Source organism: Streptomyces phaeochromogenes, assembly GCF_001418655.1.
Lineage (GTDB): Bacteria > Actinomycetota > Actinomycetes > Streptomycetales > Streptomycetaceae > Streptomyces > Streptomyces phaeochromogenes.
On sequence record NZ_LIQZ01000203.1, the window covers coordinates 1 to 12682 of the forward strand.

Sequence of the window (12682 nt, forward strand, 5' to 3'; positions counted from 1 at the left end):
CTCCGGGCCTTTTTTCGCCCCCGCCGCCCCTACCCATTCCCGTCCCTTACTCAGGGGCTTCGCCCCCGAACCCCCCAAAAAAGATTGCGCAGTTCCCCGCGCCCCTGTTCAGGGGCGCGGGGAACTGCGCAATCTCTTAGCCCAGCCACAGCCTCTCAGCCCGTCCGGCGTTTGAGGACAAGGCCGTTCAGGCCGGAGCGGGGGCCTGGGGGCGGCAGCCCCCAGTGGCGGGCATCCTCACACGAGGTTGACCGACCGAGCCTGAGTGGCTCCGATCTCCTCCGCCAGCTCAGTCAGCACCGCCTGCGGAACCGTGTCGTCCACGGTCAGCACGGCAAGGGCCTCGCCACCAACATCGGCACGGGCGACCTGCATGCCCGCGATGTTGATGCCCGCCTCGCCGAGGATCCGGCCGAGCGTGCCGACGACACCGGGACGGTCGGTGTAGTTGAGGACGACCATGTGGTCGGCGAGCGCCAGATCCACGTCGTACTCGCCGACCGCGACGATCTTCTGGTGGTGCTTGGGCCCGGCGAGCGTGCCGGAGACCGAGACCTCCTGGCCGTCACCGAGGGTGCCGCGCACGGTCACCACGTTCCGGTGGTCCGAGGACTCCGAGCTCGTGGTCAGCCGTACCTCGACACCGCGCTCCTGCGCGAACAGCGGGGCGTTCACGTACGACACGGTCTCGTCGACGACGTCCTCGAACACGCCCTTGAGCGCGGAGAGTTCGAGCACCTTGACGTCGTGCTGGGTGATCTCGCCGTACACCTCGACGTCGAGGCGGACCGCGACCTCGCCCGCGAGGGCGGTGAAGATGCGGCCGAGCTTCTCGGCGAGCGGCAGACCCGGCTTGACGTCCTCGGCGATGACGCCGCCCTGGACGTTCACGGCGTCCGGGACCAGCTCACCGGCGAGCGCGAGGCGCACCGAGCGGGCGACGGAGATACCGGCCTTCTCCTGCGCCTCGTCCGTGGAGGCACCGAGGTGCGGGGTGCAGACGACCTCGTCGAGCTCGAAGAGCGGGGAGTCCGTGCAGGGCTCCTTCGCGTACACGTCGAGACCGGCGCCGGCGACGCGGCCCTCCTTGAGCGCGGAGTACAGCGCGGCCTCGTCGACGATCCCGCCGCGCGCGGCGTTGACGATCCGCACCGACGGCTTGACCTTGTGCAGCGCCTCGTCGCCGATGAGACCGACGGTCTCGGGCGTCTTGGGCAGGTGCACGGTGATGAAGTCGGAGACTTCCAGCAGTTCGTCGAGCGAGAGGACCTTGACGCCCATCTGCGCGGCCCGCGCGGGCTGTACGTACGGGTCGTAGGCGACGACCTTCATGCCGAAGGCCGACATGCGCTGGGCGACGAGGGCGCCGATGCGGCCCAGACCCACGACACCGAGGGTCTTCTCCGCCAACTCGACGCCGGTGTACTTGGAGCGCTTCCACTCACCGTTCTTGAGCGCGGTGTTGGCCTGCGGGATGTGACGCGCGGAGGCCAGGAGCAGACCACACGCCAGCTCGGCGGCGGTCACGATGTTCGAGGTGGGGGCGTTGACGACCATCACGCCGGCCTTGGTGGCGGCGGACACGTCGACGTTGTCCAGGCCGACGCCGGCTCGTGCGACGACCTTCAGCTTGCTCGCGGCGGCGATGGCCTCGGCATCGACCTTCGTCGCGGAACGGATCAGGATCGCGTCGACGTCGGCGATGGCGGGCAGCAGTTCGGCGCGGTCCGCGCCGTTCGCATGCCGGATCTCGAAGTCCGGGCCCAGGGCGTCAACGGTCGCGGGCGACAGCTCTTCAGCGATGAGTACGACAGGTTTCGAGCTCACGTGAGTCCTCACAGGTCCAATGCGGACGGCCGTCCCGACGGCCGCATGCGGTGGAGGGGTTGCCGCGTGGAAGACGCACGACGCTGTGGGCCCGACGCGTATTTAGTGGAGCAGTCTAGTGGCGGCGCGGTGCTGTTCTTACGCCTCCGCAGAAGGATCACCCGCACGTGGAAATCCAGCCCCTCCGGCGTTTGAGGAGCGGGGTCCGGGGCGGAGCCCCGAGGCGTTGCCCGAGGCAGGCGGTAAGACCGTGGCGCCGGGCACCCCCGACACCACGGCCGAACCGACGGAGTCACTCGTCGTCGTTGACCCACGACATCAGCTTGCGCAGCTCCTTGCCGGTGGTCTCCAGGAGAGACTCGGCGTCCTGCTGCTTGTACTCGTTGTACTTCTTCAGACCGCCGTGGTACTCGTCCATCCACTGCTGGGCGAACGTGCCGTCCTGGATCTCGCCCAGGACCTTCTTCATCTCGGCCTTGGTGGCGTCCGTGATGATGCGGGGGCCGGTGATGTAGTCGCCCCACTCGGCGGTCTCGGAGACCGACCAGCGCATCTTCTCCAGGCCGCCCTCGTACATGAGGTCCACGATCAGCTTCAGCTCGTGGAGGCACTCGAAGTACGCGATCTCCGGCTGGTAGCCGGCCTCGGTCAGCGTCTCGAAACCGGCCTTGACCAGCGCGGCCGTACCACCGCAGAGAACGGCCTGCTCACCGAACAGGTCGGTCTCGGTCTCCTCGGTGAAGGTCGTCTTGATGACGCCCGCACGCGTGCCACCGATGCCCTTGGCGTACGAGAGTGCCAGCGGGAAGCCGCTGCCGGTCGCGTCCTGCTCGACGGCCGCGATACACGGAACGCCGCGGCCCTCCTCGTACTGGCGGCGGACCAGGTGGCCCGGGCCCTTCGGGGCGACCATGCAGACGTCGATGCCGGCCGGGGGCTTGATGAAGCCGAAGCGGATGTTCAGGCCGTGGCCGAAGAACAGCGCGTCGCCGTCGTTGAGGTTGTCCTTGATGGACTCCTCGTACACCTGGGCCTGGATCGGGTCCGGGACGAGGATCATGATGACGTCGGCCTCGGCGGCGGCCTCCGCCGGGGTCACCACGCGCAGGCCCTGCTCCTCGGCCTTCGCCTTGGACTTGGAGCCCTCGTGCAGACCGACCCGGACGTCGACACCCGAGTCACGGAGCGACAGCGCGTGGGCGTGGCCCTGGCTGCCGTAGCCGATGACCGCGACCTTGCGGCCCTGGATGATGGACAGGTCGGCGTCGTCGTCGTAGAACAGCTCGGCCACTGGGTTCTCTCCTATGTGTGCTGGGTGTTGCGTCCCACCGTACGGCGGGAGGGGGAAGGGACGTTTCGGGGTCTCGGAATACGGGCGCGTACGACGTCACGTACGAGTCGTACGTGACGTCGTACAAGGCCTACGCGGAGCGGTCGAGGGCGCGCAGGGAACGGTCGGTGATCGAGCGGGCGCCGCGGCCGATGGCGATCGTGCCGGACTGGACGAGCTCCTTGATGCCGAACGGCTCCAGCATCTTGAGCATGGCCTCCAGCTTCTCGCTGCCGCCGGTGGCCTCGATGGTGACGGCCTCCGGGGAGACGTCCACGGTCTTGGCGCGGAACAGCTGGACGATCTCGACGATCTGGGAGCGCGTCTCGTTGTCGGCGCGCACCTTCACCAGAACGAGTTCGCGCTGAACCGCGGAACCCGGCTCCAGTTCGACGATCTTCAGCACGTTGACGAGCTTGTTGAGCTGCTTGGTGACCTGTTCGAGGGGGAGTTCCTCGATCACGTTCACCACGATCGTGATGCGGGAGATGTCGGGGTGCTCGGTGACGCCGACGGCGAGCGAGTCGATGTTGAACCCGCGGCGGGAGAACAGGGCCGTGATCCGGGCGAGGACACCGGGCTTGTTCTCCACCAGGACGGAGAGCGTGTGCTTGGACATGATCTGCTTCCTTTACCTACGGCTCTCAGTCGTCTTCGTTGTCGCCGAAGTCGGGGCGGACGTCCCGGGCGAACATGACCTCGTCGTTGGAGGTGCCGGCGGCGACCATCGGCCACACCATGGCGTCCTCGTGGACGATGAAGTCGATCACGACGGGACGGTCGTTGATCGAGTTCGCCTCTTCGATGCACTTGTCGAGGTCGTCCGGGGACTCGCAGCGGATCGCGTAGCAGCCCATGGCCTCCGACAGCTTGACGAAGTCGGGGACGCGGGTGCCGGCGCTCGGCTGCTTGCCGTCCGCCTCGGGGCCGGAGTGCAGCACGGTGTTGGAGTACCGCTGGTTGTAGAAGAGGGTCTGCCACTGGCGGACCATCCCGAGGGCGCCGTTGTTGATGATGGCGACCTTGATCGGAATGTTGTTCAGGGCGCAGGTGGTGAGCTCCTGATTGGTCATCTGGAAGCAGCCGTCGCCGTCGATCGCCCAGACCGTACGGTCCGGGGCGCCGGCCTTGGCACCCATCGCGGCCGGGACCGCGTAGCCCATCGTCCCCGCGCCGCCGGAGTTCAGCCAGGTCGCGGGCTTCTCGTACTGGATGTAGTGCGCGGCCCACATCTGGTGCTGGCCGACGCCCGCCGCGAAGATCGTGCCCTCGGGGGCGAGCTGTCCGACGCGCTCGATGACCTGCTGGGGCGAGAGCGAGCCGTTGTCCGGCTGGTCGTAGCCCAGGGGGTACGTCTCGCGCCAGCGGTTGAGGTCCTTCCACCAGGCGGTGTAGTCGCCCCGGTGGCCCTCGCTGTGCTCCTTCTGCACCGCCTGCACCAGGTCGGCGAGGACCTCGCGGGCGTCACCGACGATCGGCACGTCGGCGGCGCGGTTCTTGCCGATCTCGGCCGGGTCGATGTCGGCGTGGACGATCTTGGCGTACGGGGCGAAGCTGTCCAGCTTGCCGGTGACGCGGTCGTCGAAGCGGGCTCCGAGGGCGACGATCAGGTCGGCCTTCTGCAGCGCGGTGACGGCGGTGACCGCACCGTGCATGCCCGGCATTCCCACGTGCAGCTCGTGACTGTCGGGGAATGCGCCGAGCGCCATCAGTGTGGTGGTGACGGGCGCTCCGGTGAGTTCTGCGAGGACCTTCAGTTCGGCGGTGGCACCGGCCTTGAGGACGCCGCCGCCGACGTACAGGACGGGCCGCTTGGCCTGGGTGATCAGCCGGGCGGCCTCGCGGATCTGCTTGGCGTGCGGCTTGGTCACCGGGCGGTAGCCGGGCAGGTCCTGGGCGGGCGGCCACTGGAAGGTGGTGCGCGCCTGGAGGGCGTCCTTGGCGATGTCGACGAGGACGGGGCCCGGGCGGCCGGTGGAGGCGATGTGGAAGGCCTCCGCGATCGTCCGCGGGATGTCCTCCGCCTTGGTGACGAGGAAGTTGTGCTTGGTGATCGGCATGGTGATGCCGACGATGTCCGCCTCCTGGAAGGCGTCCGTGCCGATCGCCTTGGACGCGACCTGGCCGGTGATCGCCACGAGCGGCACCGAGTCCATGTGCGCGTCGGCGATCGGCGTCACCAGGTTGGTGGCGCCGGGGCCGCTGGTCGCCATGCAGACGCCGACCTTGCCGGTGGCCTGCGCGTAACCGGTGGCCGCGTGGCCCGCGCCCTGCTCGTGGCGGACGAGCACGTGGCGCACCCGCCGGGAGTCCATCAGCGGGTCGTAGGCCGGAAGGATCGCACCGCCGGGAATGCCGAATACCGTCTCGGCCCCGACCTCCTCGAGAGAACGGATGAGGGACTGCGCTCCCGTCACCTGCTCGGGGGCGGACTGCTGTCCTCCGGAACGGGGCCGCGGCTGCGGGTGGTGGGCCCCGGTGGCCTGCTCGGTCATCGGCATTCTCTTCTCGATGCTGAGGGTTTTTGCGAGGTTTGTGCGGTGTTCAGTTGCTGCTCGGCCTGCACCTGTGCAACAAAAAACCCCTCGTGCCGTGAGGCAAGCGAGGGGAGCGCGCCGGGTGCGGTCGCTGGGAGTTCCGGGTCATCGATCCGGTGCTTCCCAGCTCAGCCGACGCGCTTTCCAAGTACGAGAATTCGGGTGCGCATGGCACAGACCCTCCCCCCGGCACGCAGTGCGTGTCAAGTGGGTGGGACGGGAGTCTCATCATGTGAGCGGAGGGCCGTACCGGTTCCGTACGCGGCCGAGGACACTCCGGCCACGTACGCACTCGTACTCCCACCTGCGTAGACACCGCTGCTGCCTCCTCCCACGAAGATCGGTTCGACGGGGCCGTGGGGCACGGGGTAGGCGCCGGCCGCGAGGGCACGGCGCAGCCGGTACTCGTCCAGTGGTCCGGAGAACGCGTTGCCCTGTCCGTGAGTGCAGCCCATCGAGCGCAGGGCGATGACCTGCTCGGGCAGGTCCACTCCGGCGGCCACGGTCTGCAGGCCAAGGTCGTTCGCGATACGCAGCAGCCCGCTGGTGATCTTGTGGAGCCGGGCGGACTCGACGACGCCCTCCACCAGACCGCGGTCCAGTTTCAGTACGTCGACGGGGAGACGGCGCAGAGCGGTGATCGTGGCGTAGCCGTTGCCGAAGCCGTCCAGGGCGATCCGGACGCCCAGCCGCCTGAGCGCGTTGAGGCGGCGCTCCAGCTCGTCGAGGGAGATCTTGGGATCGGTTTCGGCCAGTTCGACGACGAGCGCGCCGGACGGCAGGCCGTGCCGGGTCAGCAGGGCCTCGACGGAGCCGAGGGGCATGGACCGGTCGAGGAGTCGGCGGGCGGTCATCCGGACGGCGACGGGCACGGCGAGCCCCGTGGCGGCACGCTCGGCGGCCTGCTCGACGGCCTCCTCCAGCATCCAGCGGCCCAGCTCGGCGGTGCGGTCGCTGTCCTCGGCGACGCGCAGGAACTCGGCGGGGGTGAACAGCACGCCCTGGGCGGAGCGCCAGCGGGCCTGGGCGGCGACCGCCGTGATCCGGCCGGTGTCCAGGGACACCACGGGCTGGTGCAGCAGCGCGAACTCGCCGTCGTGCAGAGCGGCCCGCAGCCGGGTGGCGAGCTGGGCCTTCCGTACGACGTCCTGCTGCATCTGGGGCGCGTACAGCTCGACGCGGCCCTTGCCCGCGGCCTTCGCGCGGTACATCGCGAGGTCCGCGTTGCGCAGCAGCTCGCCCGCGCCGAGGCCGGGCTCGGAGAAGGCGACACCGATGGAGGCGGCGACCCGGACATCGTTGCCGTCGATGGTGTACGGCTGCGAGAGGGTCACGCGCAGCCGGTCGGCGAGCTCGAAGATCTGGTGCTCGCGCGCGGTGCGGTCCCGGCCGCCGTCACCGACGATCAGGGCCGCGAACTCGTCGCCGCCGAGGCGGGAGGCGGTGTCGCTCTGCCGGACGGCGTCCTGGAGCCTGCGGGCGGCCTGGACGAGCAGTTCGTCGCCGGCCTGGTGCCCGATGGTGTCGTTGACGGCCTTGAAGCCGTCGAGGTCGATGAAGAGGACGGCGGTGCCGCGGTCGGAGGAACGGCGGCCGGAAAGCGCCTGTCCGACGCGCTTGGTGAACAGGGCGCGGTTGGGCAGGTCGGTGAGCGGGTCGTGCTCGGCGTTGTGCTGCAGCTGCGCCTGGAGGCGGACCCGTTCGGTCACGTCACGGCTGTTGAAGATGAGGCCGCCGTGGTGGCGGTTGACGGTCGACTCGACGTTGAGCCAGCCTCCCGTACCGCCGGACTTGAAGCGGCACTCGATGCGGGTGGTGGGTTCCTCGCCGGGGCTGGCGGCGAGGAAGCGGCGCACCTCGTGCACCACACAGCCCAGGTCCTCCGGGTGGATCAGCGAGGCGAGCTCGGAGCCGACGAGGTCCTCGGCGGGCCGTCCGTAGACCCCGGCCGCGGCCGGGCTGACGTACCGGAGGATGCCGTTCGGGGCGGCGATCATGATGACGTCGCTGGAGCCCTGCACCAGGGAGCGGAAGTGGTTCTCCTTCTGGGCCAGTTCCTGGGTGAGGGTGATGTTGTCGAGGAGCATGATGCCCTGGCGCACGACGAGGGCGAGGACGACCGTGCCGCCGGTGACGAGCACCACGCGGTCGACGCTGCGGCCGTTGAGCACGTTGTAGAGGATGCCCAGTGTGCAGACGGCGGCGGCCAGGTAGGGAGTGAGTGCCGCCAGTGAACTGCTGATGGGCCGGCTGGCCGGATACCGACTGTGACCTCCTTCCTGGAGGGGCACGTGTGCCGGTTGTCCCTGTTGGGGCCCGGGCACGTAGCCGTACACCACGCGCGTGTGCCCCTCTTCTTCCGTGTGCCCGTGTCGTTGCCCCACCCAGGGGGCGTACGCGAGCAGTAGTGATCCGGCGAACCAGCCCGCGTCGAGCAGTTGCCCGGAGCGGTAGTCGTTGTGCATCAGGGGTGAGGTGAACAGGGCGTCGCACATGACCGTCAGGGCCAGGGCGCCGATCGCGGTGTTCACCGCGGAGCGGTTCACCGCCGAGCGCCTGAAGTGCAGTGCGAGCACCATGCTCACCAGGGCGATGTCCAGCAGCGGGTACGCGAGCGACAGCGCGGTGTGCGGGACGCTCGGACCCTCCGCCTTCGCCGCCTGGGCGAGCGCGAGGCTCCAGGAGAGCGTGAGCAGCGAGCCGCCGATCAGCCAGGCGTCCAGGCCCAGACAGACCCAGCCGGCCTTGCTCACCGGCCGTTTGGCGAGGACGAGCAGTCCCACGATGGCCGGTGGCGCGAAGCACAGGAAGAACAGGTCGGCGTAGCTCGGGCTGGGCACCGGGGCCTGCAGTACGACCTCGTACCAGCCCCAGACGAGGTTGCCCGCCGCCGCCATGGCGGAGGAGAGCGCGAAGAGCAGCCATGCGGGTCGAAAGCGGCTGCGACGGGTGCGGGCGCAGAGGAAGCAGGAGACGGCCGCGGTGGCCGCCGCCGCGCTCAGCCCGAAGTCGCCCATGATCAGGGCGAGTCGTGGTGAGCCCCAGCCGAGCGCGGAACCGACGGCGTATCCCGCGCACACCAGGGCCAGCACGAGTTGCGGTACGACACTCACTGCGCCCCCGGGGACCGGACGACGGGCGAGCAGCGCCGCCGGGGAGCTCACTGTGTCTCTCCGGACCGTGCCGCCCCCGAGTCCCTCTGGTCCCGGCGTGCCGGATGTGCGTGCCTCCTGCGACTGCCGGGCCTTCGGTGGTGGTGGCCGCTGTGACCGCGTCTGTGCGTCGGTAGGCGCCAGGGTCGCCGTCGGCGGCCCCGCCGCGTCGGATCGTTGGTCCATAGACCGTGCATCGCCCGTCGCCCCCCTCGCTGTTGCTGTCTCTCGCTCCCCGGCGCCGTACGTGCGCGGCGCAGCCCCTGTCGGGACGATACACCAGTCTCGTCACTCAGGGACATAGTCTCTCTACGCTCCGTGACGACCAGCGGGAATACGGACACGTGCCGCATTCGGGGGACTGCGGAGGGTGCCCGGCGGGGTCCCCGCTCGGGCGCGGCCGAGGGTGGAGGAGGACTAGGAGCCCGTCGTAAGGACCACGTTCCGCAGCGGCTCCCGGTTCACAAAACGGTTCAACTGGTCGCCCAGGAGCCGCTTGGCGCGCGGGAAGAACGCGGAGGTCGGGCCGCCCACGTGGGGGCTGATGAGGACGCCCGGCGCATGCCACAGGGGGTGCCCCGGAGGCAGCGGTTCGGGATCGGTGACATCCAGGGCGGCCTTGATCCGGCCGCTCTCCAGCTCGGCGAGGAGCGCCTTGGTGTCGACGACTCCGCCGCGGGAGACGTTCACGAGCAGGGCGCCGTCCTTCATCCGGGCCAGGAACTCGGCCCCCGCCAGGCCTTTCGTCTGCTCGGTGAGGGGCGTGATGAGCACCACCACATCGGCCTCCGGGAGTAGTTCGGGCAAGGCGGTGATCGGATGCACGGGACCGCGCGCCGTCTCACGTGCGGAGCGCGCGACGCGCGCCACCCGCGCGAGCTCGAAGGGAACGAGCCGGTCCTCGATGGCCGAACCCACCGCTCCGTAGCCGACGATCAGTACGGACTTGTCCGCGAGCGCGGGACGGAATCCGGACCGCCACTCCTCGCTGTCCTGCCCACGGACGAAGTCGGGGATGCCTCGCAGCGAGGAGAGGATCAGGGTGAGGGTGAGTTCGGCGGTGCTCGCGTCGTGCACCCCGCGCGCGTTGCACAACTGCACGCCCCCGGGCAGCAGTTGCAGGCCCGGCTGTACGTGGTCGATACCGGCGGACAGGGTCTGTACGACCTGGACGGACGTCATTTCGGCCAGGGGGCGCACCGAGATGTCGCTGCCCTTCATGTAGGGCACGACATAGAAGGAGCAGTCCGCGGGATCGGCGGGAAAGTCCTGCTCACCGTTCCAGAAGCGGTAGTTGGGGCCGTCGGGGAGGCCGTCGAGGTCGTCTGCGTGAAACGGAAGCCACACTTCGTACGTCATGGTCAGGAGGCTATGCGAAGCACCTGGGCACGCAGAGGTTAGTTTGGGGTGCCAGGAAAGGGAGGGCACGGCCAGGTGGAGCGCAGGACGATCGGGGCGGCGGCGCTGGAGGTGGGGGCTGTCGGCCTCGGGTGCATGCCGATGAGCTGGGCGTACTCGGGTTCGCGGCAGCGGGGCGACGAGTCGCTGCGGACCGTGCACACGGCCCTCGACCGGGGCGCGACGCTCCTGGACACCGCCGACATGTACGGGCCGTTCACCAACGAGCTGCTGGTGGGGCGGGCACTGAAGGAGCGGCGCTCCGAGGCGTTCGTGTCGACCAAGGTCGGCCTCCTGGTGGGCGAACAGCACATCGTGGCCAACGGGCGCCCCGGCTATGTGAAGCGGGCATGCGACGCCTCGCTGCGCCGCCTCCAGACCGATGTCATCGACCTGTACCAACTGCACCGCGCGGACCCGGAGATACCGGTCGAGGAGACATGGGGCGCGATGGCGGACCTCGTCTCGGCCGGCAAGGTGCGGGCGCTCGGGCTGTGCGCGGTGGGTGCGCGTTCCCACCGCCGTTCGGGAGCCCGGCTGCACGACGGAACGATCCGCCAGCTGGAGCGGGTGCAGCAGGTCTTCCCGGTGAGCACGGTGGAGGCCGAGCTGTCGGTGTGGTCGCCGGAGGCGCTGGAGGGTCTGCTGCCGTGGTGCGAGGCGCGCGGCGTCGGCTTCCTGGCGGCGATGCCGCTCGGCAACGGCTTCCTGACCGGGACGCTCACCCCGGGCGAGGGCTTCGAACCCGACGACGTACGGGCCCGGCACCCCCGCTTCACCGCCGAGATGATGGCCGCGAACCAGCCGATAGTCGCCGGTCTGCGGCGCATAGCGGCCCGGCACTCGGCGCAGGGAACGGACGTCACTCCCGCGCAGGTGGCGCTCGCGTGGGTGCTGGCGCGGGGGCGGCACGTGGTACCGGTGCCGGGGACCAAGCGGGAGTGCTGGGCCGCGGAGAACGCGGGGGCGGCCGGACTGCGTCTGACGACGGAGGATCTCGCGGAGGTGGCGGGACTGCCTTCGGCACGGGGATCCTGGGACTGAGCCTTACGGTTCAGGGCCCGGCAGTTTCGGGGTTCGTCGCTTCGAGGTTCGGTGATCGGGAACCCATGAGGCGCGAGCGGTGTATGAAAAGTAGAACCTGCCGCGTCGAAGGGATCCAGATCGTGCAACGTCGAGCTGTGACGGCCATGTTGGCCGCGGCCACGCTCCTGGTGACGGCCGGGTGCTCCTCGGGGGACGGGGAGGAGTCGGGCGGCGGCGGAAGCACGTCTCCGGGCAGTTCGGAGCCCGGCGCCTCGGCCCCGGCCTCCGGGCAGCCGGCCGAGGAGACCCCGCCCGCCAAGGGCTCCGTGAAGGTCGTGCGGACCGTCACCGAGGGTCTGAAGAGCCCCTGGGGCCTGGCGCCACTGCCCGAGGGCGGCCTCCTGGTGTCCTCGCGGGACGAGGGGACGATCACCCGGGTCGACGAGAAGACCGGCAAGAAGACCGAGCTGGGCTCCGTGCCCGGAGTCGCCCCCGCCGGTGAGGGCGGCCTGATGGGCCTGGCCCTCTCGCCTTCGTACGCATCGGACCACATGGTCTACGCGTACTTCACCTCGGACTCCGACAACCGCATCGTGCGCATGCTGTACGACGCCAAGAAGCCGGCCGGTGACCAACTGGGCGCACCCGACACGGTGTTCAGGGGCATCCCCAAGGGCACCAACCACAACGGCGGCCGGATCGCCTTCGGCCCGGACAAGATGCTGTACGTGGGCACGGGCGAGACCTACGTCACCGAGCTGGCCCAGGACAAGAAGTCCACCGGCGGCAAGATCCTCCGGCTGACCCCGGAGGGCGAGCCGGCCCCGGGCAACCCCTTCAACTCGCCGGTCTACTCGTACGGCCACCGCAATGTGCAGGGCCTCGCCTGGGACTCCAAGCAGCGGCTGTTCGCCTCCGAGTTCGGCCAGGACACCTGGGACGAGCTGAACCACATCAAGCCGGGAGACAACTACGGCTGGCCGGAGGCGGAGGGCCAGTCCGACGACTCCAAGTACCACAACCCCATCGACCAGTGGAGCACCGACGAGGCCTCCCCCAGCGGCATCGCCTACGCGGAGGGCTCGATCTGGATGGCGGGGCTGCGCGGCAAGCGACTGTGGCGCATCCCGCTCAACGGCACGGAGGAGTCGGCGGACCCTCAGGCCTTCCTGGAGGGCGACTACGGTCGCCTGCGCACGGTCGTCTCGGCGGGCGGTAACAAGCTGTGGCTGATGACGAGCGAGACGGACGGCCGGGGGACCCCGGAGTCGGGAGACGACAAGATTCTGGAACTGGAGGTCACGTAGGACGCCCGAAGCGGGGGGCAGCTATTCGGGAGCTTCCTCGGGGGCGGGGGCCAAAACTGTGGCCGAGGGCTGGTTCGGAACTGGGGCTGGCGCTTATACACATCT

The 12682-nt window shown here is 69.5% G+C and carries 8 protein-coding genes; 2 read left to right on the forward strand and 6 right to left on the reverse strand.

Annotated features, from left to right (window positions below; translation table 11 throughout):
• Positions 1-237: 237 nt before the first annotated feature.
• The 6 genes from serA to AOK17_RS26510 form a co-directional block, all read right to left on the reverse strand.
• Positions 238-1827 (reverse strand): phosphoglycerate dehydrogenase, encoded by a 1590-nt coding sequence (gene serA, locus AOK17_RS26485; protein WP_055615060.1) that lies wholly within the window; start codon positions 1825-1827, stop codon positions 238-240.
• A gap of 292 nt (positions 1828-2119) precedes the next feature.
• The gene (gene ilvC, locus AOK17_RS26490) at positions 2120-3118 is read right to left on the reverse strand and encodes a ketol-acid reductoisomerase (RefSeq protein ID WP_055615061.1); all 999 of its coding nucleotides are present in this window, start codon (positions 3116-3118) and stop codon (positions 2120-2122) included.
• Between the two features lie 130 nt (positions 3119-3248).
• Positions 3249-3776 (reverse strand): acetolactate synthase small subunit, encoded by a 528-nt coding sequence (gene ilvN, locus AOK17_RS26495; protein WP_055615062.1) that lies wholly within the window; start codon positions 3774-3776, stop codon positions 3249-3251.
• Positions 3777-3801: 25 nt separating this feature from the next.
• The gene (locus AOK17_RS26500) at positions 3802-5658 is read right to left on the reverse strand and encodes an acetolactate synthase large subunit (RefSeq protein ID WP_055615063.1); all 1857 of its coding nucleotides are present in this window, start codon (positions 5656-5658) and stop codon (positions 3802-3804) included.
• A gap of 239 nt (positions 5659-5897) precedes the next feature.
• Positions 5898-8858, reverse strand: a complete 2961-nt coding sequence (locus tag AOK17_RS26505) for a putative bifunctional diguanylate cyclase/phosphodiesterase (protein ID WP_055615064.1) — start codon at positions 8856-8858, stop codon at positions 5898-5900.
• A 405-nt stretch (positions 8859-9263) separates the two neighbouring features.
• A complete protein-coding gene (locus AOK17_RS26510) occupies positions 9264-10205 on the reverse strand; it encodes a 2-hydroxyacid dehydrogenase (protein ID WP_055615065.1) in 942 nt (313 codons plus the stop codon).
• Positions 10206-10280: 75 nt separating this feature from the next.
• Between AOK17_RS26510 and AOK17_RS26515 the strand changes: the two genes are divergently transcribed.
• Both AOK17_RS26515 and AOK17_RS26520 read left to right on the forward strand, forming a co-directional pair.
• A complete protein-coding gene (locus tag AOK17_RS26515; RefSeq protein ID WP_055615066.1) occupies positions 10281-11288 on the forward strand; it encodes an aldo/keto reductase in 1008 nt (335 codons plus the stop codon).
• A 146-nt stretch (positions 11289-11434) separates the two neighbouring features.
• The gene (locus AOK17_RS26520; RefSeq protein ID WP_425424636.1) at positions 11435-12577 is read left to right on the forward strand and encodes a PQQ-dependent sugar dehydrogenase; all 1143 of its coding nucleotides are present in this window, start codon (positions 11435-11437) and stop codon (positions 12575-12577) included.
• Positions 12578-12682 lie beyond the last annotated feature (105 nt).